Genomic DNA, 20,023 nt, shown 5'->3' with positions numbered 1-20,023 from the left:
CACCCTTCATCCCCTGTGTCACCCACCGAAATGAGGATCCCCATGCCCACATCCCCCTTCCGCCGCCGGATGCTCAGCGTCGGCGCGCTCGCCGCCACCGGAACCCTGCTGCTCTCCGGCTGCGCCGGCGGCTTCGACGAGGGTGGCGACGCCGCCTCTGGCGACACCCCCACCCGCATCGTCGCCGCGATCCCCACCGATCCCACCTCGATGGACCCGATCAAGTCCGGCGCCCTGGTGGTGCTGTCGGTGTTCTTCCACACCTTCGACCAGCTCGTCACCATCACCGCCGACGGCGAGCTCGCCCCCAAGCTCGCGACCGAGTGGACCGCCAACGACGACCTCACCCAGTGGGACTTCACCCTGCAGGAGGGCGTTACCGCCAGCAACGGCGAGGCCATCACCGCGGAGGACGTGGCCTTCTCCTACCAGACCATCCTCGGCGACCCCACCAGCGAGAACTTCGCCTACCTCAGCTCGGTCGCCTCGGTCGAAGCCGTCGACGACCTCACGGTGCGATTCACCCTCGCCGCACCGTTCTCGGCCTTCCCCCGCACCACCTCGCTGATCTCCGTGGTGCCCGCCGACACCTACCAGGAGATGGGCGCCGACGCGTTCGCGCAGGACCCGATCGGCTCCGGCGCCTACGTGTTCGACAACATCCAGACCGGTGTCTCCTACGACCTCGTGCGCAACGAGGACTACCGGGGTGAGGCGCCGGCGATCGAGTCGATCTCGCTGCAGCCGGTCTCCTCCGACGAGTCCCGCGTCAACGGCGTGCTCTCGGGCAGCCTCGATGTGGCCCCGATCGGCCCCACCCAGGTGGAGTCGGTCGACGGGCAGGATGCCGCGCAGGTGTTCTCCGCGCTCTCCAACGGTGTCGTCTTCCTCGGTGTCAACTCCACCAGCGGCGTGCTGACGGATGCGCGCATCCGTGAAGCCATCGGCCTCGCCATCGACAAGGAAGCCATCACCGAGGGTCTGCTCTCCGGGCTCGCCGAACCCGCGGCCACGACCCTCGCCCCGGCCGTGGAGGGCTACAGCGAAGACGTGACCGACCCGGGCTACGACCCCGAGCGTGCCCGCGAGCTGCTCGCCGCAGCCGGCTATGCCGGTGAGCCGATCCCGTTCGACTACGCGACCGACGGGCGCATCCCGCTCTCCGCCGACGTCGCCCAGACCATCCAGGCCTCCCTGCAGGATGTCGGCATCACGGTCGACCTGCGCGGCGCCGACCAGCAGGCGCACACCCTCAAGGTGCGCGGCCGCGAGATGCAGGGCATCTACCTGAACACCTGGGCACCCTCCACCGTGGACGGCGACTTGCCCCTCACCGACCTGTACGAGCCGGCCGGCAACAACAACTACGCGCAGGACCCCCGCACCGCCGAGCTGGCCACTGAGCAGCGCGGCGTGGAGGGCGACAGCCGCCTCGAGGTGTTCGCCGAGCTGCTCAGCTACAGCAACGAGCAGGGCTACTACGTGCCGCTCTACGTGCCGATGAACAACTACGCCGCCGACGCCGCCCTCGACTGGACCCCGCGCGCCGACGGCCTGTTCGACTTCACCCAGACGAGCTTCAAGTGAGTCGCGCCCTGATCACGGATGCCCGCCCCTGGGGCGGCGCCGCGGCCGATGTCCGCCTGGTCGACGGGATCATCGCCGGGATCCTCCCGCCCGGCACGACACCGCAGGCCGGCGAGACGCTGATCGACGGACGGGGCCGCATCCTGCTCCCGTCCTTCGCCGATGTGCACGTGCACCTCGACTCCACCCGCCTCGGGCTGCCGTTCCGGCCGCACACCGGTGCACCGGGGGTGTGGGGCATGATGCTCAACGACCGTTCCAACTGGCGGGGCGCAGAAGTGTCCATGGCCGAGCGCACCACCGAGACCCTGGGTCGCATGGTCGCCCACGGCACCACGAGCGTGCGCAGCTACGCGCAGGTCGATGTGGATGCCGGCCTCGAGCGGTTGCAGGGTGTGCTCGCGGCCAAGGAGGCGCACCGGGATCGCGCCACGGTCGAGGTGATCGCGTTCCCGCAGGCCGGTCTGCTGCGCGAGGAGGGCTCCTTCGAACTGCTCGAAGAGGCCATGCGACAGGGCGCCGACGTCGTCGGCGGCATCGACCCGTGCCTGCTCGACCGTGACCCCGCGAAGCATCTCGACCTGGTCTTCGGGCTGGCCGAACGCTTCGACGCTCCCATCGACATCCACCTGCACGAGCCGGATCAACTGGCGAAGTTCTCGGCCGAACTGATCGTGGAGCGCACCCGCGCACACGGCATGACCGGCCGGGTCACCATCTCGCACGGGTATGGCCTCGGCCAGCTGCCGCACGACCAGCTGGTGGCCCTGCTCGAGCAGTTCGCCGAACTCGACATCGCCTGGGCCACCATCGCCCCGGCGACACCGCTGCCGACGCTGCTGCTCGCCGAACACGGCATCCGCCTGGGCCTCGGCCAGGACGGCCAACGGGACTACTGGTCGCCGTACGGCAACGCCGACATGCTCGACCGCACCTGGCAGATGGCGTTCACGAACAACTTTCGGCGAGACGAAGACATCGAGCACTGCGTCGCGGTGGCCACGGTCGGCGGGCGCTCGGTGCTCGGCACCGCCCCGGCGCTGCGGGGGCAGCTGGATCGGCCCGGAGTCGCGGTCGGCGACCCCGCCGACCTGCAGCTCGTGACCGGTGAGACCGTCACCAGCGCGGTGATGGACCGGCTGCCGGACCGCACCGTCGTGTTCCGGGGCGCGGTCGTGGCCGACCAGCTCGAGCTGACGGCCGCCGCATGATCGTGCTCACCGCGTCCCAGCTCGAGGCGCTGGTCGACCGGCCGGCTACCGAGCGGGCCGTGGCGCAGATCTTCGCCGACATCGCCAGGGGAGCGGCCCACCAGCCGCCGCCCACCTCCATGGCCACCGACGCGAGCACCGGTCGGTACGTGCTCATGGCGGCGCTGTCGGACACCACCGGCACCGCGGCGGTCAAGCTGCTCGCCGATGTGCCGGACAACTCGGATCGTGGCCTGCCGACCCAGCGCTCGATGATCGTGGTTCTCGACCGCGAGGATGGCGCCCCGGTCGCCCTGCTGCACGGCGGGGTGCCCACCCGGGTGCGCACCGCCGCGGCGAGCGCGGTCGCGACCCGCGCCCTGGCCCGTGAGGACAGCCGCGTGCTGGGCCTGGTGGGCGCCGGCGGGCTCGCCCGCGAGCACGTCGAGGCGCTGCGCGGGGTGCGCGACTGGAACCGGCTGGTGATCTGGTCACGCACCCCGGTGCGCGCTCGGGCCCTCGCCGACTCGCTGGACTGGGACGGTGCCATCGAGGTGGTTCAAGACTGCGCGTCGGTCTTCGCCGCAGCGGATGCCATCTGCACGCTCACCCCCTCCGTCACCCCGATCGTGCGCGGCGAGTGGCTGCGCCCCGGCCAGCACCTCAACGTGGTGGGTGCCCGGCCGCGGCCGGACGAACGCGAGGTCGACTCGGTCACGATGTCCCGTTCGTCGGTGTGGGTCGACGACATGGCCACGGCCGAGACGAAGTCGGGGGACCTGATGCTGGCCGTGGCGGAGGGCGCGCTCACCCTGCAGGATGTGGTCGGCACGGTCGGCCAGGTGCTGGCGGGGCTGCGGCCAGGTCGCACGATTGCCGAGCAGATCACCCTCTTTGACTCGGTGGGCATCGGCGCTCAGGACCTCGCGATCGCCGATCTGCTCGTGCGCGAGGCCCGGGCGCGGGGCGTGGGGGTGGAGCTCGACCTCAACGGTTGAGCGGGGTCGCCCCGAGATTGCCCCGAGATTGCCCCGAGGTTGCCCCGAGGTTGACTGAGGTCGCCCGAAGTGCCATGTGCAGGGCCTCGGCACGCTCAGTGCGCCTCGTGCGGCTGGATGCGCCCCCTATCGCGGGCGCATTCGGCCATACGAGGTGCAGCGAACATCTCGCCTCCACGAGTCCGGCCACCTTTCCGAGGTGCAGGCTCCGCACGGAGAACGCTATTCGTGCTCGGCCATGGCCCGGAGGGCGGCGAGGTGTTCGTCGAAGACGCGGCGGCCGAGAGTTGTCAGCTTCACCGACGTCGTGCGGCGGGCATCCGCTCGCTGGGGTGAGGCCTGCTTGCTGGTCGCCAGATAGCCCAGGGCAACGAGGTTCTGCACCGTCTTGGAGAGATTGGCCTCGCTGAGCTCGAGCGTCTCGGCGATCACCCGAAAGTCAGCCCCGTCGAGCGGCCGCAGCATCGCGCACAGCCGCAGCCGGGTGGGGGCGTGGATCGTCTCGTGGAACTGGGGTTTAGCGGGCACGGCGCACCTCGTCGGAGTAGGTGTGGTCGTACGCCCGCACGCCGAGCGCCATGAGCAGTCCGCCGACCACGGCGACGGGCAGAATCCAGGCCGCCATGTCGAACACCCACAGGGCAAAGGAGACCATGCCGAGGCCGCTCAGGAGAACGGTGAGCAATACCAGCAGTGCCATGCCCCGGGGTCCGGCGGGCCGGCTGATCGAGAGCCCGCTGCGCCGGCGAAAGGCCCACTCGATGCCGACGAAGAGCATTATGCCCACCGCTAAGACCACGAACACCCCCGGGATGCCGGCGGCGGGCGCACCGATGAGCACGGCCGCGGCCAGCCCCTGCGCCGGAGCGGCCCAGTGCGTCTCGGCTGTCATCCGGTCGCCCAACCGCTCGCGGTCCGTCTCCACTGCCGAGAGAGAGTCGCGGGCGTCGTAGTTGCTTTCCATGCGGTTGAGTCAATCACATTCCAAGCGGTTGTACAACCCATGCGCGAGCGGTTGAACTTTAATGTCTGCCGGAGGCAGCCCGAGCAGCGTGTTCGAGACAGCCGCACCGTGATCAAGGGCGAGTTACTTGTCCCAGGCGTCGACGGGAGGCAGGCCGCGCGCGGCTCGCTCCTCGTTCAGAAGTTCCTGGATGAGTTGCCGCTTGCCGGCGGTGTAGTCCATGCCGCTCATCCCCGAGGACGCCAGACTCAACTTGAGGTCGCCGTAACGGCGACGAGCGGTCGCATCGTGCTGAAGCTTGTCTCGGAACACTCTCTGATTGCAGGTCGACCAGGCGTCCGCCGTGAACACATGCAGGATGTCCCTGCGCCCGGCGGTATCTCCCCGGGTGTAGACCGCGTGAGTTTTCGGTCCCGATCGATGCTGTGTGTATCCGAGACCTTCAATGAGCGGTTCCATCGAGAATGGGTCGACCCCAAAAGCCGCTCTGGCGGCGAGATCGATGATCGGTTTGGCGGCGAGTCCTGGAATCGCGGTGCTCCCGATGTGCTCAATAGCGGTGATCTGAGCGGACAGGGCTCGTTCCAACAGGTCTGCCTGCGCTCGGAATAGGAGCGGCCACTCGGGGGCGTACGGCTCGATGGTGACCACACCTTCACCCTAACGAAGGGGCTTACGGCGAGCGCGATAAGCGACCGGGTGTGCGCACCGAGGCCTTGCCTGACCCACGCAGCGTCCGCCAGAGTGGAGCCATCCGCACGCGCCAACCGAGGAGCCTCCGCCATGAGCACCACACCGGGACCGATCGACCTCGAGTTCACCGCGCCCATCGGCATCGAGATCAAAGGCGACACCTGGTCGTGCGTGGAGGTGCCCGACTCGGTCGAGTTCTTCGGCACCGGCAAGGCCATCAAGGTGGTCTCCACCGTGGATGCCCACCCGCTCACCGTCGCGCTCATGCCCACCGGATCGGGTGGGCACATGCTCTCGATCAGCGCCAAGCTGCGCAAGAAACTCGGCAAGGAGATCGGCGACGAGGTGACCGTGCGCCTCACCGAGCGCCTCACCTGAGCCCGCCGCGCGACCGTCGACGCCACCCCCAAAGAACAAATTGGTAGTTGAGTGTGTGCCGACTTAGGGTGAGGCATGCCCTCCGCCGAACTGCCCCGAGACCTTGACGGCCTGCGCGTCGTCGCGCATCCGCTGCGGCTGCGCCTGCTGTCGCTGCTCACCGGCGAGGCGTTCAGCGCGGCCGAGGCGGCGCGGGCGCTGGGGGAGAGCCAGGCCAATGTGAGTTACCACCTGCGTCGGCTCGCCCAGGCCGGGCTGGTGACCCTGGTGGAGCAGGCCGCGATCCGCGGCGGCACCGCCAAGCGCTACCGGCACGACCCCGCCAGCGGCGAAACCCTCGGCGCCGGCAGAGCGGATGCGCACCAGGCCCTCACCCGCTCCCTCGCCGGCGAGCTCGTCGCGCGCGGCACCCGCTACCGGGCCGACACCGAGTTCGTGTTCACCGACGCGGAGGTCACCGTGTCTACCGAGGCGTGGGCCCGCATCCGTGCGCTGGCCCGCGAGGTCGGCACGATCATCCACGACGAGGCGGTGTCGGCGACAACGGATGCCGGTGTGCGCGTCGCCGCGACCCTGGCGCTGTTCGAGGTGGCCGGGCCCCCGGCGACCCCGCCGACCGTGCCCCCGGCCCCGCCGACCGGGCCCCCAGCGTGAGTGCCGACGGATTGAGCCCCGGCCAAGCGAGCCGCGGCAGCGACCGCGCCCCCGGCCCCGCCGACACCGTGAGCGCCACCTACCGCGACGTGCTTCGCACCCCGGGCGCGCTGCGGGTCTTCCTGCCCGCGCTCGTCGGGCGGCTGTCGTTCGCGATGGTGACCCTGGTGCTGCTTCTCGCGGTGCAGCAGAGCACCGACTCGTTCGCCGTCGCGGGCGCGGCCACCGGCGCGTTCGGGCTCGCGAACGTACTCGCGTCCCCGTATCGGGCGCGCTTCGTCGACCGCCGCGGGCAGCGGTTCGCCCTCACCCTGCTGGCCACCGGCTTCGCCCTGGGCCTGGCCGGTCTGGCCTGGCTCACGGCCCAGCCCGCACCATCCGCCTGGGCCATCGTGGCGCTCGCTGCCGTCGGGGGCCTGTTCCCGCCTCCGCTCGGGGCGTCGATGCGGGTGCTCTGGGCCGCGCTCACGCCCGCAGGGGCGCTGCGCACCAAGGCCTACAGCGTCGACGCGGTCTGCGAGGAGCTCCTGTTCACGACCGGGCCGCTGCTCGCCGCCGCCGCCGTGAGCCTGGCCTCGCCGGCGGCCGGGCTGCTTGTCACCGCGGCCGTGGCGGTGCTCGGCACCCTCGGCATGACCAGCAGCCCGGCCTCCCGCGTGCACGTCGCCGCACCGGCGGCCGGGCCCGCCCGGCAGCACCGCCCGCTGCGGCAGCCCGGCTTCGTTCCCGTGCTCGTGGCCCTGCTCGGCGTCGGGGTGGTGCTGGGCACTGTCGAGGTGGTGGCCCCGGCCGTGGCCGACGCGCAGGGTTCGGTGGGTCTCGCCGGTGTTCTCCTCGCCGCGTTCGCCGCGGGCAGCGCCGTCGGTGGCCTGCTCTACGGGCACCATAGCTGGCGGATGCGGCTGCAGTCGCGCCTGATCATCGCCGTGTTGGTCATGTCCGTGCTGTGTGCGCTCCTGGCCACCATCGGCGCGGTCGTGCTCCTCGCGGTCGGCCTCGCCGCGGTGGGGTTCTTCCTCGCGCCCTCGCTCGTCACCGGGTACCTGCTGGCCGACGACCTCACCGCGCCCGAGGTGCGCACCGAGGCCTCCAGCTGGATCAACACCGCGGTGAATGCCGGTGCGGCCGCGGCCGCGACCGGGGTGGGGCTCGCCGTCGACGCCGTCGAGCCGCGCTTTGGCTTTCTACTCGGCGCCGCGGTCGCGCTGCTGCTCCTGGCCGTGGCCGCGTCCCGTCTGATGCGAGCACGGCAGCCGCATCCCGCCTGATCGATCCCGGCGGCTGGTACCCAGCCAAGTTGCGCTGAGCGGAGCGCCACTATATAAGGAAATAGTGAGCTTTCTAGGACGGATTCCAGGCAAAACGTCCTGATAATCGACCTATTTCCTGTTGATCGTGCGCTGCGCATCCGTCACCCCCACCGCCTTGCGAGCGCGGGGAGCAGGAATGCTGAGAAAGCCAAAAAATGGTCTTGATTCCGGCGCGCGAGACGAGTTAATATTTTGCCGACCGGAGCTCGAGGGCTCCGGGAGCCACCACAATTCCACACGTCTCACCAGAAAGGGGACTCCTCATCATGGCTATGACTTTTGATCCTTTCTCCGAGTTGGACCGCCTCACCGGCGCACTCCTCGGCACCGCGCAGGGCCCGCGGTTCATGCCCGTCGACCTCTATCGCGACGGTGACCGCTATATTCTCAACGCCGATATGCCTGGCATGGACCCGGACAGCGTCGATATCGACATGGACGGCCAGCTCCTCACCATCCGGGCCCGGCGCACCGCTGCTACCGACGGCGGGATGAACTGGCTCGTGCGGGAACGACCGTCTGGCACCTACCTGCGCCAGTTCAGCATCGGTGAGGGCATCGATGCCGAGGCCATCGCCGCGCACTACGACAACGGGGTGCTGTCGCTTCTGCTGCCGGTGAGCGAACGGGCGAAGCCGCGCAAGATCGAGGTGCAGACCAGCGCCCCGCAGACGCAGCACGTGCTGAACAGCTGACCGCCCCAGCACGCGAATCGGGAGGTGACCATGACCTTCGTAGCAGCAGCCGTGACGGCCACCCAGTTCCGCTCAGATCCGGATGCGCGAGTGCTGGCGGATGCCGAAGACATCCTCGTTCGGGTTCTCTTCGACGACATCGTGCGCACGTTGCTCCGCCCGACGACCGGGCGCATCCCGGCGTCGGCAGTTGTCCCGGTGACGCCGGTCAGCACGGCCGCGCCACCGGTGGCGGGGTCCCGTGACCGCAGACGCCCGGCGTGGGCCCGCTCCCCGCCTGGGGAGGTGAGCGGAAGATCGGGCAGAATGCCAACGTAAGACAGAACAAAGCGGTGCCAGGAGCGTCTGGCACCGCTTCGTTCTGCCCTGCTCGACCGGCACTGCCGGCACCATAGATGGCGGCATGCCGCTGTCCAGAGCCCGCAGGATGCCGGGATCATCCCCTGACCGCTAGCCTGGGCCATCACGGTCGGAACGGATGACCGCAACCGGGGGAGTGCAGGCATGGCGCAGCGCAGGAAGAAACGCAGAGCGGGCACCAGCTGGTACCAGCCCGACAGTGCCGACCAACCGACCGACACACTCGGCAGGCCGACCACCGGGTCGGGCGCCCTCACCCGGCGCATCATCGCCATCGTCGGCAATCTGGTGGGAGCCCTGGCGCTCGTGGTCGCGCTCGGAGCCGTGGTCTGGCTGCTGGCCCTCACCGCCGGCGGCGACTCGATCGGCTCGGTGTTCCCCGACGACGGGGCGGGCACGAGCACCATCGCGTTTCCCACCCTGATGACGTTCCTGTCGATGATCGGCTTCTTCTTCGGTCAGTTCGCCGTGCGCGGCCGGTGGAGCATGGACCACGGCAAATCCGCCGCCGACGGCAACTTCAAGGTCGACCTGCGCCCGATCGGTGTGGGCCTGCACATCGTCTTCCTCCTGCTGGCCGTGCTCGCCTGGGCCCTCGTGATGATCGTGCCGGTCCTCGCCGACTCCCGGGGCCAACTGAACACCGGCGACGGCTCCTCCGCCACCGAGCAGTTCTGGTTCACGGTCACCGTGTACGGCACCATCACCGGCGTGATCACCGCGATGGTGGCGGTGTCGCTGCTCAAGAAGCTCACCTACAACAGGGCGCTGCTGCGGCACCGGTCGTTCATCGACCCCGGCTCGGCGTCGCAGACGTGGTGGCGCACCTTCTCGCACATCTGGCGCGCCGAGCTCGGCATCGCCGGGTTCGCCGGCGCCGCGCTCGGGCTCAGTCCGCTGAGCATCCACCTGCACAGCGCCGTCTACGGGGTGGGCGCGCTGGCCATCGGTCTCGCACTCGCGGCCGTGGCCGTGCTGGTCGCCCTCAACTCGTGGCGCTCCGGCCTCCCCGTGGAACGGGTGGAGTCGTACACCTAGGTCACCGGGCCCCGGGCCGGGCGCCGGGCCGCGCCAACCTCGCGGCCGGGCGCGCGTGTACCGCACTCACGGATGCCGCCGCAATGGCTTGCACCGAGGCATCCGCCTGCGTAGCGTCGTAAGGATGAAAATCGGATACAAGCTGATCGCTGAATCTTTTGGACCGAAGGAACTCGTTCGCCAAGCCGTGCGCGCCGAACAGGCCGGCTTCGATTTTGTGGAGATGAGCGACCACTTTCACCCCTGGGTGGAAGCGCAGGGTCACTCCCCGTTCGTGTGGAACGTGCTGAGTACCATCGCCGCCAAGACCACCACCCTCGAGCTCGCCACCGGCGTCACCTGCCCGAGCGTGCGCTACCACCCGGCCATCATCGCCCAGGCCGCCGCCACCCTGGCGCTGCTCTCCGACAACCGGTTCACCCTCGGTGTCGGCTCGGGTGAGCGCCTCAACGAGCACATCGTGGGTCGGGGCTTCCCCGGCATTCACGAGCGGCACGCCACCTTCAACGAGGCGCTCGACATCATCCGTCTGCTTTGGCAGGGCGGCTATCAGAACTACGACGGCCGCTACCTCAAGCTCGAGGATGCCCGCATCTACGACCTGCCCGATGTGCTGCCCACCATGGCCGTGGCGGTGAGCGGGCCCCAGTCCGTGGCGCTCGCCGCCAAGCACGGCGACGGCCTGTTCTCCACCGAGCCCAAGGCAGACCTGGTCACCGGCTACCGTGATGCCGGCGGCACCGGCCCGCTCTACGCCGAGGCCCCGCTCGCCTGGGCGCCCACCGAAGATGCAGCAGTGAAGGCCGCGCACGCCACCAACTCGTGGGCCCTCGGCGGTTGGAAGGTGATGAGCGAGCTGCCCAACCCGGTGAACTTCGAAGCCGCGGCCGCGACGGTGCGGGAGGACGACATCCGTGAGCAGTTCGCCTGCGGCCCCGACGTGGAACGTCACCTCGAGGTGATCGGTCAGTTCACGGATGCCGGCTTCGACCACATCGCCCTCATGAACGCCGGCCCCGACCAAGACGGCTTCTTCGACTTCTTCGAAAAGGAGTTGCGGCCCCGCCTGCTCGACGGGAGCGCTCGATGAGCGCGCCCAAGGCGGTGCTCTTCGACATCGACGGCACCCTCGTCGACTCCAACTACCTGCACGTCGATGCCTGGCACCAGGCGTTCCAGGCGCTCGGTGTTGACGTGCCGGCCTGGCGCATCCATCGCTCGATCGGGCAGGATGCCGGTGAGCTGTTGACCTCGCTGGTGGGGGAGAGGGATGAGGAGTGGATCGGCCGGGCCAAGGACCTGCACTCCGAGAACTACAAGACTCTGGCCCCGCGCTTGCGGCTGTTGCCAGAGGCCCGGCAGTTACTTGAGCGCCTGGATGCCGGGGGCATCACGGTGGTGCTCGCCACATCCGCGCCGCAGGAGGAGCTGGACATTCTGCTCGAGCTGATCGATTCCGATACGGTCATCCACGCCACGACCAACGCCGACGACGTGGATGTGGCCAAGCCCAGCCCCGACATCGTGCAGGTGGCCCTCGAGCGGGCGGGCGTCGAGCCGCATGAGGCCGTTTTCGTGGGTGACTCGGAGTGGGACATCACGGCGGCGTCGAGCGCGGGCGTGCGCTCGTTCGGGGTGCTGACCGGCGGGATTGCCGGCGACCTGCTCATGCAGGCGGGCGCCGAGCGGGTCTTCGCCGACGCATCCGACTTCGTCGAGCGGTTGGGCGAGCTGGGCTGGACCGCCTAGCTCGGCCCGCGGACGTTTATGAGGAGATGGTGACTTTAGAAGGATGAAATCCGCGTGGAGGGTCCTTTTAAACTCACTATTTCCTTACAAACGTTCGTTTGCCTCAGGGGGTGCCCGCGGTACACGTACCCCTCTGTCCCGCTTACGACTCAGTAGTGGAAGCGAGCCGCGACGATGACAATCTGGTCCTGCTCAACGGCGTAAACGAGGCGGTGCTCGTCGGTGATGCGCCGTGACCAGTAGCCGGCGAGCTGATGCTTGAGTGCTTCGGGTTTGCCGATTCCGGTGAACGGCGTTCGCTGCACCTCGGCGATGAGCTTGTTGGTGCGTTTCACCATGGCCCGGTCGGTGGCGACCCAGAACTGGTAGTCGCTCCAGCCGGCGTCGGTGAAGGCGATGTTCACTCGGCCAGTGGACGAACGCTCGCGGTGCCGGCCCGGTGCTGAGCGATGCTCTCCAGCAGGTGGGTCGCATTGGCCGGGGAGCGGAGCAGATACGCGGTCTCCTCGAGTGCCTGGTAGTCGGCGAGCGACATTAGCACCGCGCTTCCCTTCTTCGACACGATCTCGATCGGCAGGTGGTCTTCGTTGACCTTCTCAATCAACGGGAACAGCTGGGCGCGTGCCTGAGAGGCGGTGATGGCCATGTGTCTACCCTTCGTGCGAAAGTGGTACTAGATATGGTACTCCTTCGACCAGCTTCGCGTCCGTGGCTCAAGTCAGCGGTTGGCGTACGACTCGGCCAGCGCCGCCAGGAACGCGACAATCAGCGTGCCCACCACGCCGAGCAGCACGGTCGTGGTGAGCGTGGACAGCGTCATGTTGAGCAGCCCCACCCACATCGGCCGCAGGCGCTTGGGAATGCGCGGATCCAACGCCATCGAGCGCGCCACCAGGTACACCGGTGCGCCCAAGAACGCCCAGGTCCACGGTGCCACCGACGGATGCCCCAGCGCCCGCAGCCGCGCAGCATCCCCCGCTGCGAAGGCCACGCTCAGCAGATACGGAACGGTCAGCAGCGGCACCCAGAACCACTCCGGCATCGCCAGGGTGATCGACAGTGCGGTGGCGAAGACCAGCACGATGGCCATCACGATGCCGATCGCCACGACCCACGGCATGAACGCCAGGAGCCACACCCAGACGGTGCCCCACGGGCGCGCAGCATCCGTGCTCACATCGGTCGGCCCGGCCAGCGGCGTCGCCGCCACTGTCACATCATCGGTTCGTTGGTCGTCCACGAGATTCCCCTCATCACGTTATCGATCAGCTGCGGATGCCGCCGGCGAACCCGCGACCCCGAAGCCCCAGTGTAGGGGTGGGCCGTGGCTGACCGCCGCTAGTAGAACAGGGCCACCCCGCCACCGATGAACACCAGGGCGAGGGCGATGAGCCCGATCACCTCGCCCGCACCCAGGCGCATCCGCAGTCGTCGACCGCGCGCAGCCACCCGACCGGATCTCGCTGCTGGCTTCAGCCCGACCAGCGCCGCAGCAGCACCCCCATCGGCCTTCGCATCAGCACCCGGGCCGGAACTGACCCGCGGCACCGCCGGCAGCCGGTCGTCTCGCCAGCGCTCCCACCGGCCGATCTTGTCGATCAGGGCGCCTACCGCCTCGTAGAGTCCCTGCCACGATTCCGGGTCGAGGGTGACCACGTCGCGGCTGCTCACGAAAAACAGCCAATCGTCGATGATCTCCACGTCGAACCCGCGCACCCGGTCCATCAGACGCACCATCACATCCGGGGTGAAGAGGTACAGCGCATCCCGCTCGTACTTCTCGGGGCAGTACAGGGTGAAGTAGTCGTCGAAGTCGCCCTCGAGGGAAAGCCGCTGCGCGCTGTCGGGCAGTGCCACCATCGTGAACTGGTTCACCGGGCCGCTCTGGGCCCGCAAATAGATGTGCGGCAGGCGCCTGCTCAGGCGCACGGCGCAGAAGCCACCGAACTGGGTATTGCCGCTGCCGGCGGCGTAGGCCCGCAGCTCGTAGTTGGCGAATTCGATCGAGCGCTGTGATGCGGGCCGCATCACCCGGGTGAGCGTGAGATCGCCGCGCGACGCCCAGGGCTTCACGTGCTTGCCCGAGACCGGCCCGGGCTCGTAACTCAGGCCATTGGCGGTGGCGAACCGGGCCAACCGGTAGTGCCGCTTCGGGGTGCCGCGGCGCGTGGACATGCGCACGAAGAACCACGCCATCAAGATGCCCGCGCCGAGCAGCACCGCGGCGATGGCCGCCATCGCGATCAGCTCTTCGGTGTCCTCCGGCCCGCCATTGTCGACATCTTGCGCCATGCCGAAGGCCATGGTGAGAGCCCCGATGGCTCCGCACGCAGCACCGATGAACATGGCCGCCCGCCGCATCGGGGTGGACAGGTTGCGCACCGACGGATACCGCGCGGCCAAGGGTCGGTAGAACTTGCGCACATCCCGGCGTTTCACCCGCTCGGTGAGCGCCGCCGTGCGCAGGCTCGTCGGGCTGTATTCCGTTGTGTGCATGCGTCCACCCCACGTGTGCTCTGGTCGCCAACATTCGGCTCTCCGAGAGTACCGGTCACCTTCGAACGATTCGGCGCGCCACGCATCTGCGCCAGATCCCCGAGGGATATCCAATCTCGAAGGGGCGGCCTAGCGTGGCAATCGTGGATGTCAGACCGCTGTCGTCCCCTGAGGAGGAGAACTACAAGGAGGAGCAATGAACGCGAATCCAGCCGGTGCGACGGGCATCCGTGTGAAGACGGCCCGCGACATCGAGGCGACCGGAGACGCAAGCGCTCTGGACCGATACCTGATTGACGGTGCTGACTCGGATGGCGCGATCGCGGTCGTGGAACATCTGCTGGCTCCCCGCGTGCTGGCGGCGCCGATCCACCGGCACAGTCGCGAAGATGAGTTCAGCCTGGTGCTGGCCGGGCGGCTTGGAGTGTTTGAAGACGGCGACGAGGTTGTCGTGGGGCCTGGCGACCTGGTGTTCAAGCCGCGGGGGCGGTGGCATACCTTCTGGAACGCCGGTGAAGAGCCGCTGCGGGTCGTCGAGCTCATCGTGCCTGGCGGAATTGAGCAACTCTTCCGTCGATTGGCCGAGCCGGGTGGGGAGTATGACCCCGAGACGCTTCCGCCGCTGGCGGCCGAGTACGGCTGTGAGGTGGACTTTGCGGCCACGATGCCACTTGTGCAGCGGCACAACCTCGCGTTTTAGGGCCCGCCCCATCGGCGGTCCCCGCAACAAGAATGGTGTGAACGAGCCTTCTCGTCCACACCATTCATGTGCTCTCCCGCAGCCCGACGGGCCACGGGTATCTCGGCTTAGACCGAGATGGACTTGGCCTCATCCGACTGTGGCGCCGACGTGACCTGGATCTTGCGCGGCTTGGCCTTCTCGCTCACCGGGATGTGCACGGAGAGCACGCCGTTGTCGTAGCTGGCCGAGATGCGGCTGGAGTCCACCCCGTCGCCGAGGCTGAACTGGCGCAGGTAGGTGCCGTGCGGGCGCTCCTGCGTGAGCCACTTGGCGTTCTCGTGCGCGGCCGCGGTGCGGTTGGCCCGCACGGTGAGCAGCTGGCCGTCCACATCCACATCGACCGAGCCCGGGTCAACACCCGGCAGGTCGGCGGTGAGGATGTACTGATCCTGGTCGCGGTACAGATCCACCGGCATGAACCGGGGCCCGGGCCTGAACTGCAGCAGGTCGCCGGTGAGGCGGTCCAGCTCGCTGAAAGGATCAAAAGACATTGCCATAATGAGGATTCCCCTTCCGTGAAGTTGAGTCACTGTGACTCAATGTGGAAAAAATGTTAGCACTCGAAGGGGGAGAGTGCCAAGTGGATGGCTGTATGCCCGAGCGGAACAGCGAGACCACGCCGGCGACCATCAGCAGTGCACCCCACGAGTGTTTCACTCGGCCGCAATCGGCCTACCCGAGACTGGCGCTCGGGCAACGGATGCGGCTCCGGGCGAAGCGCCGCGCCGTCGACGCTACCGAGCACTCCACCGCCAGGCGGATGCGGCGTCGGTCCCTACTGTCTAGCCTCGGAGGCATGGATATAGCCTCGATGATCATGGGCGCGTCAATCGCTTCAATCGCCTGGGTGGGCTTCTACCCGTGGGAGAAGCTGAAGAGGCTGCGCGCGCTGGAAGCTGAGGCTGCGGCGGCCGAGACTTCGGGGGAGTCCCACTAGGGTTTGCGACGGCCGAGCCTCTCTGATCACGACACCGTCCGACCAACAGGAGGACAAGTGCGAAAACGTCGGATAGCGCTCATCGGAGCCTTGGTCTTGGGTATGGCCACGCTTTCCTCGTGCGCCTACTTCGATCCTCGAGGCATGCGAGAAGGCCGCCGACTCGGCACAGGTGCGCATCATCCGTTTCGGGTCAGCTGAGAGCGCGAGCGCTTTCGCCGAGACTCTCGGGGACGACGCACACCAATCCGACCGATTTGTCGTCGAGTATCTCAATGCGTCCATCACCGCGGAGGACCGGCAGATGATCGCAATCACGGTAGACAACACGGCATCCGACTCGCCGGATTAGCCACTGCACCCTTTGACGTGGGTCAAGAACTTCCGTTCCCCGTCCTCCGGTAACGGCTGTCCGTCATCAGCATGACCGTCACCCACACCAGGATCGGAAAGGCTGAGGCGGGACCGGCCCACGAGGGACTGCCGGAGTTGCCAATGTAGATCACGTTCAGCACGATGAGCCACACCACAGACCCCAGGAAGAGTGCGAGACGGATCGGCGAGAACAGAACGGACAGTCGTCGTTTCACAGAGTGCCGGTATTCGGTGTCGGTCATCTGCGTGTACCTTCCGATATTCAGTTCAGGGCTAATTGATCGAGTTGAGGATCGCGGAGTTGGCGTCCTGCATCTTCTTCATGACGCTGCTCATGGTTTCGAAGTCCTCGTTGCGCTTGCTCGTGAGGTTCTGCAACCGGAGCATGTCCATCTGCTGAGTGTTCGACTCGGAGTCGATGAGTGATTTGATGTCCTCTGCTGCGACTTTGTACCCTGCGAGCGTCGCCTCAGCGGGAAGCGCGACTCCGACGGAAGCAGCAGCCGCCTTGTATCGGGCGTCAACGTCATCGTCAACGCGGGCACCGGGGTCCAACCCGGAGCCGAAGCTGTCGATGACTTCATTGAGCGTCTTCGACAAGTTGTTGAATTCACCAATGCGGTTGTTTCTCGCCGAGATGGCGGAGATCTGGGCACTCAACTGGTCATCAAGGGTTTTAGTGCGCGCTGTTTGTACGGCCAACAACGCCGTTTCGAGGTCAAAGGCCGCGTCTGCAACATCCGCTGTTGCGGCGTCGACGGTGGCGATCTCGCCGACAGTGACGCTGGGGCCCTCGGAGTCGATGAACAACGACACCGGCCCGGTGCGCGCAGGCAGCGCTGCTTCGGGGGCGTCGACGGGATGGTCGGCGCCGTCGAGGGAGTCCGGAGTGAATTCGATGAGCTCTGCTGCGAACACAATGCGGGATGCCTCCTCGTCGTACCGCGGACGGCTCACTTCGACGACGACCTGTACGGGTGCCGCGCCCTCCTCTGCCTGATAGGAGACGACCGCGTTCGGCGGCACTTCAGCAAACCGTCCGTCCCAGCGGCCGAGGAAATCACGGATGTCGACCTCCGACGCTTCACGGTCCGGCCGGTCGCTGAACCTGGTGATCACATCTTCGACCCCCGATAGTTCGAGATACGAGTCCTCCCCGGACGTGACGAAGGATGCGTTGGTGGCGCCGACAGCCCACAGGTAGGAGACGTGCTTCGCCTCTGCCGTGTCCTGTGCGCCCGGCGTGGATGCGGCGGTGCAGCTGGAGAGTGCAAGCACGGCCACTGTCCCGATTGCGATGATGGCAGGGAGGTGTGCGGTGCTGGGCATGGGACTCCGATCACAGTGACTGTCAGTTTCGCAGATTCTGCAACGGGCGCTGGCCCCCAGTATGGGCGCCTAGCCGAGCCGGTTGAGGAAGGCGCTGATGATGCGCTCGGGCCGGTGCGAGCTCACGTGTGATGCCGCACGGCACCGGCGGCGACGCCGGCGGCGAATGTAGGGTCGTGGGATGACACGACTTCGGTGGGGCGCCTGGCTCTGGATCGCTGGCCTCGTTACGGTTCCCGCGCAGGTGATCGCAGCGGCGCAGTGGCCACAGCGGTACTCGTGGGCGTCGAACCTGATCAGCGATCTCGGCGTCACCAGCTGTGATACCTTCGACGTCGGCACCCGCGTGGAGCGCTACATCTGCTCGCCGGCGCATCTGCTGGTGAACGGATCCTTCGTCGTCGTGGGAGTGACACTCCTGATCGGCTCACTGCTGCTCTGGTCCGCCTGGCCACGGCTGCGCACGGGTCGAGTGGCCATGGCGTTTCTCGCGGTGGGCGGTGTGTTCGTGATCCTGGTGGGTGTGTTCCCCTGGGACACGCATCCCGAAGCGCATGATGTGGTGGCCCTCGCCCAAGCCGTCACTCAATGGGTCGGCATGATCCTGCTCGCTGTCGCCTCCCGGGGCAGCACCGCAGCGCGCTGGATCTCCGCCCTGACGATCGTGAGCCTCATCGTGTCCGTTCTGGGGTTCCTGCTCTTCGTCGACGCCATCGGTGGCGGGCCGACCCAGGCGTTGGGCCGGGGGCTCGTCGAACGTGTCGCCTTCGATACCCTCACGCTCTGGAGCGCGGCCGTGGGGCTGATTCTGCTGATGACGCCGGCCAGAAACCTCGCCCGTGCGTACAGTTCAGTCGGTACGAGACGCCTCTGACTCAATGATCTGGGCGAGGTCGCCCGGTCGGCTCCACATCGGCCAGTGCCCCGTGGGCAGGTCGATGACGTCGAGCTGCTCGAGGTTCGCGACCTCCGCGAACATCGGATGGCCCGCGCGGGCCAGCTCCAGCATCTGCGCGCTCGGGAGCGAGCAGCACACCAGGGTGGTCGGCACCGTGCGGCGGGCGTCGTTCGTGAGCTCGACGGGCTGACGAATCACCGGGCCGGGCTCTGGCACCGCCCGGGCCCGAAACCGCTCGAGCACCTGTGCGGTCAGCCCCTCGAGGCTCGCCTGCGGGGGGAAAGCGTCGAAGGGCGGCAGCGGCAGCTCCGTCACCCCTTCCGGGAGGTCGGGGGCGAAGACGCTGCCCGGCACCACCGGGCCGGAGTCCACCCAGACCACCCGGTGCACAAGCTCAGGGTGTCGGTCGAGCACGAGGCTGACGGGAAAGTTCGCCCCGCTGTGAGCGACGATGATCGCGGGGTGATCCTCGGAGACGCCGAGCTCGGCGAAGAGGTCGAGAACCGCTGCGGCTTGATCGTCGAGGGTCTTCGTCGCCCGTCGGGGTCGTCCCCGTCGAGACCGGGCAGAGTCAGCGCGATCGCCCGAGACCGGTCGCGGGTCAGGTGGTCAAGAACTTCATCCCACGCCCACGCGCCCAGCCAGTGGCCGGCGATGAGAATGATGGTCGGACTGCTCGTCGTTGTTGTCATGTCACTACCTTCGTATGCGCCATGGGCAGGTGTGTGTCACTATTTGTGTCATGAATTTGCTGCGGGCTAAACGGTGAAGCGAACGGAACGACTCCACGCCGTGTCGGAGATGCTACGCCGCAACGGAACCAGGGGGTGCTCCGCCGAGCGGCTGGCCAGAGAGTTCGACGTCTCCGTGCGCACGGTCAAGAGAGACCTCGCGGCGCTGGAGAGCAGCGGGGCGCCGCTCTGGTCGCGCCCCGGTCCGGGCGGGGGCTACGGACTGGCGATCGGCGCGTCCCTGCCGCCGGTCAGCCTGTCCCCAGCGCAGGCGGTGGCGCTGATGGCAGCCGTGTCTGCTGCGACGGATGCCCCCTTCTCCGATCTGGCCACAGCCGGGGTGCAGAAGATCCTGGACGTGCTCGATCCCCGAACTCGCGCACGCGCCGACGCGCTGGCTGGCCGGGTTTGGGTCAACAAGCCGCCCGCGTCGTCCCGCGCCACCCGGTCGGCGCTGGAGGAGGCGATGGCCGAGCAGCGCGTGCTCCGTCTTCGCTACACAGCGGGGGACGGGACCACGACTATGCGAGACGTCGAACCCGTGCTCTTCGCCTCCACCAACGGCCAGTGGTACCTCGTGGGGTGGTGCCGACTGCGCGACGCCATGCGATGGTTCACCGTGTCGCGCATCGAGCGGGCCAGCGTCACCGCGACGCCCTGCAGCGGCCACACCGTCGCCGAGGTCGGAGAGCCGCCGGCGAACGCCAGGCCGGTGCACGGTCGGGGTTGAGCGAGCGGGAGCTGGGCCTATTCAGTGCGCCCCGTATGGCCGGATGCGCCCACTATAGAGCCTGTTGTCCTTTGGGGTTTTGGATTTGTGGCGCACTGGGATGCTGGTCGGGCGAAAGTGGTCTGCGGGGCCCGACCTGCGGCGGCCGGACGAGGTTTCGTGTGATTCG

At 67.9% G+C, this 20,023-nt stretch carries 25 protein-coding genes and 1 pseudogene; 15 read left to right on the top strand and 11 right to left on the bottom strand.

The features are described from left to right. The first annotated feature begins 42 nt into the window (after positions 1–42). From K2F54_RS14840 to K2F54_RS14830, 3 genes are read left to right on the top strand one after another with little or no spacing between them, the layout of a single operon-like run. Positions 43–1,587 carry an ABC transporter substrate-binding protein gene (locus tag K2F54_RS14840; RefSeq protein ID WP_220606631.1) on the top strand — a complete coding sequence of 515 codons (1,545 nt, stop codon included), beginning with the start codon at positions 43–45 and terminating at the stop codon, positions 1,585–1,587. After that, a complete protein-coding gene (locus K2F54_RS14835) occupies positions 1,584–2,798 on the top strand; it encodes an amidohydrolase family protein (protein WP_308287683.1) in 1,215 nt (404 codons plus the stop codon). Before K2F54_RS14840 ends, K2F54_RS14835 begins: the two co-directional genes overlap by 4 nt. After that, a complete protein-coding gene (locus K2F54_RS14830; RefSeq protein ID WP_220606630.1) occupies positions 2,795–3,775 on the top strand; it encodes an ornithine cyclodeaminase family protein in 981 nt (326 codons plus the stop codon). Before K2F54_RS14835 ends, K2F54_RS14830 begins: the two co-directional genes overlap by 4 nt. A gap of 222 nt (positions 3,776–3,997) precedes the next feature. Here K2F54_RS14830 and K2F54_RS14825 read toward each other — a convergent pair whose 3' ends face one another. From K2F54_RS14825 to K2F54_RS14815, 3 genes are all read right to left on the bottom strand, one after another. Next, positions 3,998–4,303: a transcriptional regulator gene (locus K2F54_RS14825; protein WP_220606629.1), complete on the bottom strand. Its 306-nt coding sequence runs from the start codon at positions 4,301–4,303 to the stop codon at positions 3,998–4,000. Beyond that, positions 4,293–4,739 (bottom strand): hypothetical protein, encoded by a 447-nt coding sequence (locus tag K2F54_RS14820; RefSeq protein WP_220606628.1) that lies wholly within the window; start codon positions 4,737–4,739, stop codon positions 4,293–4,295. Before K2F54_RS14820 ends, K2F54_RS14825 begins: the two co-directional genes overlap by 11 nt. 123 nt (positions 4,740–4,862) lie before the next feature. Then, complete coding sequence (locus K2F54_RS14815) at positions 4,863–5,390, bottom strand: GrpB family protein (RefSeq protein ID WP_220606627.1); 528 nt, start codon at positions 5,388–5,390, stop codon at positions 4,863–4,865. Between the two features lie 132 nt (positions 5,391–5,522). Between K2F54_RS14815 and K2F54_RS14810 the strand changes: the two genes are divergently transcribed. The 8 genes from K2F54_RS14810 to K2F54_RS14775 all read left to right on the top strand — a co-directional run bounded on the left by K2F54_RS14810 (position 5,523) and on the right by K2F54_RS14775 (position 11,616). Continuing rightward, the gene (locus K2F54_RS14810; protein ID WP_220606626.1) at positions 5,523–5,810 is read left to right on the top strand and encodes a DUF1905 domain-containing protein; all 288 of its coding nucleotides are present in this window, start codon (positions 5,523–5,525) and stop codon (positions 5,808–5,810) included. A gap of 75 nt (positions 5,811–5,885) precedes the next feature. Beyond that, positions 5,886–6,464, top strand: coding sequence for a helix-turn-helix domain-containing protein (locus K2F54_RS14805; RefSeq protein ID WP_220606625.1), 579 nt, complete (start codon positions 5,886–5,888; stop codon positions 6,462–6,464). Continuing rightward, complete coding sequence (locus K2F54_RS19620; RefSeq protein WP_220606624.1) at positions 6,461–7,732, top strand: MFS transporter; 1,272 nt, start codon at positions 6,461–6,463, stop codon at positions 7,730–7,732. Before K2F54_RS14805 ends, K2F54_RS19620 begins: the two co-directional genes overlap by 4 nt. A 308-nt stretch (positions 7,733–8,040) precedes the next feature. Beyond that, the gene (locus K2F54_RS14795; protein ID WP_220606623.1) at positions 8,041–8,469 is read left to right on the top strand and encodes an Hsp20/alpha crystallin family protein; all 429 of its coding nucleotides are present in this window, start codon (positions 8,041–8,043) and stop codon (positions 8,467–8,469) included. Positions 8,470–8,499: 30 nt separating this feature from the next. Continuing rightward, the gene (locus tag K2F54_RS14790) at positions 8,500–8,787 is read left to right on the top strand and encodes a hypothetical protein (protein WP_220606622.1); all 288 of its coding nucleotides are present in this window, start codon (positions 8,500–8,502) and stop codon (positions 8,785–8,787) included. Between the two features lie 186 nt (positions 8,788–8,973). Further along, positions 8,974–9,867 (top strand): hypothetical protein, encoded by an 894-nt coding sequence (locus K2F54_RS14785; RefSeq protein ID WP_220606621.1) that lies wholly within the window; start codon positions 8,974–8,976, stop codon positions 9,865–9,867. A 124-nt stretch (positions 9,868–9,991) separates the two neighbouring features. Further along, positions 9,992–10,957: a TIGR03557 family F420-dependent LLM class oxidoreductase gene (locus tag K2F54_RS14780; RefSeq protein WP_220606620.1), complete on the top strand. Its 966-nt coding sequence runs from the start codon at positions 9,992–9,994 to the stop codon at positions 10,955–10,957. Beyond that, entirely contained in the window at positions 10,954–11,616 is a 663-nt protein-coding gene (locus K2F54_RS14775; RefSeq protein WP_220606619.1) for an HAD family hydrolase, read from the top strand. The genes K2F54_RS14780 and K2F54_RS14775 overlap by 4 nt, the downstream gene beginning before the upstream one ends. A 149-nt stretch (positions 11,617–11,765) precedes the next feature. On the opposite strand, the gene K2F54_RS14770 is transcribed toward K2F54_RS14775, so the two are convergent. The 4 genes from K2F54_RS14770 to K2F54_RS14755 all read right to left on the bottom strand — a co-directional run bounded on the left by K2F54_RS14770 (position 11,766) and on the right by K2F54_RS14755 (position 14,112). Next, a complete protein-coding gene (locus tag K2F54_RS14770) occupies positions 11,766–12,020 on the bottom strand; it encodes a Txe/YoeB family addiction module toxin (RefSeq protein WP_220606618.1) in 255 nt (84 codons plus the stop codon). Further along, entirely contained in the window at positions 12,017–12,262 is a 246-nt protein-coding gene (locus K2F54_RS14765) for a type II toxin-antitoxin system Phd/YefM family antitoxin (protein WP_220606617.1), read from the bottom strand. The genes K2F54_RS14770 and K2F54_RS14765 overlap by 4 nt, the downstream gene beginning before the upstream one ends. Before the next feature lie 72 nt (positions 12,263–12,334). Further along, a complete protein-coding gene (locus K2F54_RS14760; protein ID WP_220606616.1) occupies positions 12,335–12,856 on the bottom strand; it encodes a hypothetical protein in 522 nt (173 codons plus the stop codon). Between the two features lie 98 nt (positions 12,857–12,954). Continuing rightward, on the bottom strand, positions 12,955–14,112 hold the full coding sequence (locus tag K2F54_RS14755; RefSeq protein ID WP_220606615.1) for a hypothetical protein: 1,158 nt from the start codon (positions 14,110–14,112) through the stop codon (positions 12,955–12,957). A 196-nt stretch (positions 14,113–14,308) separates the two neighbouring features. Here K2F54_RS14755 and K2F54_RS14750 point away from each other — a divergent pair, with 196 nt between their 5' ends. After that, positions 14,309–14,812, top strand: coding sequence for a cupin domain-containing protein (locus tag K2F54_RS14750; protein WP_220606614.1), 504 nt, complete (start codon positions 14,309–14,311; stop codon positions 14,810–14,812). A gap of 107 nt (positions 14,813–14,919) precedes the next feature. Here K2F54_RS14750 and K2F54_RS14745 read toward each other — a convergent pair whose 3' ends face one another. Continuing rightward, positions 14,920–15,351 (bottom strand): Hsp20/alpha crystallin family protein, encoded by a 432-nt coding sequence (locus tag K2F54_RS14745; protein ID WP_220606613.1) that lies wholly within the window; start codon positions 15,349–15,351, stop codon positions 14,920–14,922. A 299-nt stretch (positions 15,352–15,650) separates the two neighbouring features. Here K2F54_RS14745 and K2F54_RS14740 point away from each other — a divergent pair, with 299 nt between their 5' ends. Next, positions 15,651–15,791, top strand: a complete 141-nt coding sequence (locus K2F54_RS14740) for a hypothetical protein (protein WP_220606612.1) — start codon at positions 15,651–15,653, stop codon at positions 15,789–15,791. Positions 15,792–16,165: 374 nt separating this feature from the next. On the opposite strand, the gene K2F54_RS14735 is transcribed toward K2F54_RS14740, so the two are convergent. After that, the gene (locus tag K2F54_RS14735; RefSeq protein ID WP_220606611.1) at positions 16,166–16,408 is read right to left on the bottom strand and encodes a hypothetical protein; all 243 of its coding nucleotides are present in this window, start codon (positions 16,406–16,408) and stop codon (positions 16,166–16,168) included. 31 nt (positions 16,409–16,439) lie between these two features. Further along, a complete protein-coding gene (locus K2F54_RS14730) occupies positions 16,440–17,495 on the bottom strand; it encodes a hypothetical protein (RefSeq protein ID WP_220606610.1) in 1,056 nt (351 codons plus the stop codon). 181 nt (positions 17,496–17,676) lie between these two features. Here K2F54_RS14730 and K2F54_RS14725 point away from each other — a divergent pair, with 181 nt between their 5' ends. Beyond that, positions 17,677–18,369 (top strand): DUF998 domain-containing protein, encoded by a 693-nt coding sequence (locus tag K2F54_RS14725; RefSeq protein WP_220606609.1) that lies wholly within the window; start codon positions 17,677–17,679, stop codon positions 18,367–18,369. On the opposite strand, the pseudogene K2F54_RS14720 reads toward K2F54_RS14725, so the two are convergent. Next, positions 18,346–19,085, bottom strand: a pseudogene (locus K2F54_RS14720) (alpha/beta fold hydrolase). The gene K2F54_RS14725 and the pseudogene K2F54_RS14720 overlap by 24 nt on opposite strands. Before the next feature lie 73 nt (positions 19,086–19,158). Between K2F54_RS14720 and K2F54_RS14715 the strand changes: the two are divergent. Further along, a complete protein-coding gene (locus tag K2F54_RS14715) occupies positions 19,159–19,854 on the top strand; it encodes a helix-turn-helix transcriptional regulator (protein WP_220606608.1) in 696 nt (231 codons plus the stop codon). Positions 19,855–20,023 lie beyond the last annotated feature (169 nt).

Origin of the sequence: Cryobacterium inferilacus (genome assembly GCF_019599185.1) — a bacterium.
In the GTDB taxonomy this organism is placed as follows: domain Bacteria; phylum Actinomycetota; class Actinomycetes; order Actinomycetales; family Microbacteriaceae; genus Cryobacterium; species Cryobacterium inferilacus.
The sequence above is the reverse complement of the archived record's forward strand: the minus strand, read 5'-3'. Positions and strand labels throughout refer to the sequence as shown.

What these genes read in the sequence shown, in the direction of transcription:
- K2F54_RS14840 (WP_220606631.1), top strand. Translation starts at nt 43, where the DNA reads ATGCCCACATCCCCCTTCCGCCGCCGGATGCTCAGCGTCGGCGCGCTC.
- K2F54_RS14830 (WP_220606630.1), top strand. Translation starts at nt 2,795, where the DNA reads ATGATCGTGCTCACCGCGTCCCAGCTCGAGGCGCTGGTCGACCGGCCG.
- K2F54_RS14820 (WP_220606628.1), bottom strand. Translation starts at nt 4,739, where the DNA reads ATGGAAAGCAACTACGACGCCCGCGACTCTCTCTCGGCAGTGGAGACG.
- K2F54_RS14810 (WP_220606626.1), top strand. Translation starts at nt 5,523, where the DNA reads ATGAGCACCACACCGGGACCGATCGACCTCGAGTTCACCGCGCCCATC.
- K2F54_RS14805 (WP_220606625.1), top strand. Translation starts at nt 5,886, where the DNA reads ATGCCCTCCGCCGAACTGCCCCGAGACCTTGACGGCCTGCGCGTCGTC.
- K2F54_RS14795 (WP_220606623.1), top strand. Translation starts at nt 8,041, where the DNA reads ATGGCTATGACTTTTGATCCTTTCTCCGAGTTGGACCGCCTCACCGGC.
- K2F54_RS14790 (WP_220606622.1), top strand. Translation starts at nt 8,500, where the DNA reads ATGACCTTCGTAGCAGCAGCCGTGACGGCCACCCAGTTCCGCTCAGAT.
- K2F54_RS14785 (WP_220606621.1), top strand. Translation starts at nt 8,974, where the DNA reads ATGGCGCAGCGCAGGAAGAAACGCAGAGCGGGCACCAGCTGGTACCAG.
- K2F54_RS14780 (WP_220606620.1), top strand. Translation starts at nt 9,992, where the DNA reads ATGAAAATCGGATACAAGCTGATCGCTGAATCTTTTGGACCGAAGGAA.
- K2F54_RS14775 (WP_220606619.1), top strand. Translation starts at nt 10,954, where the DNA reads ATGAGCGCGCCCAAGGCGGTGCTCTTCGACATCGACGGCACCCTCGTC.
- K2F54_RS14765 (WP_220606617.1), bottom strand. Translation starts at nt 12,262, where the DNA reads ATGGCCATCACCGCCTCTCAGGCACGCGCCCAGCTGTTCCCGTTGATT.
- K2F54_RS14755 (WP_220606615.1), bottom strand. Translation starts at nt 14,112, where the DNA reads ATGCACACAACGGAATACAGCCCGACGAGCCTGCGCACGGCGGCGCTC.
- K2F54_RS14750 (WP_220606614.1), top strand. Translation starts at nt 14,309, where the DNA reads ATGAACGCGAATCCAGCCGGTGCGACGGGCATCCGTGTGAAGACGGCC.
- K2F54_RS14745 (WP_220606613.1), bottom strand. Translation starts at nt 15,351, where the DNA reads ATGGCAATGTCTTTTGATCCTTTCAGCGAGCTGGACCGCCTCACCGGC.
- K2F54_RS14740 (WP_220606612.1), top strand. Translation starts at nt 15,651, where the DNA reads ATGGATATAGCCTCGATGATCATGGGCGCGTCAATCGCTTCAATCGCC.
- K2F54_RS14735 (WP_220606611.1), bottom strand. Translation starts at nt 16,408, where the DNA reads ATGACCGACACCGAATACCGGCACTCTGTGAAACGACGACTGTCCGTT.
- K2F54_RS14730 (WP_220606610.1), bottom strand. Translation starts at nt 17,495, where the DNA reads ATGCCCAGCACCGCACACCTCCCTGCCATCATCGCAATCGGGACAGTG.
- K2F54_RS14725 (WP_220606609.1), top strand. Translation starts at nt 17,677, where the DNA reads ATGACACGACTTCGGTGGGGCGCCTGGCTCTGGATCGCTGGCCTCGTT.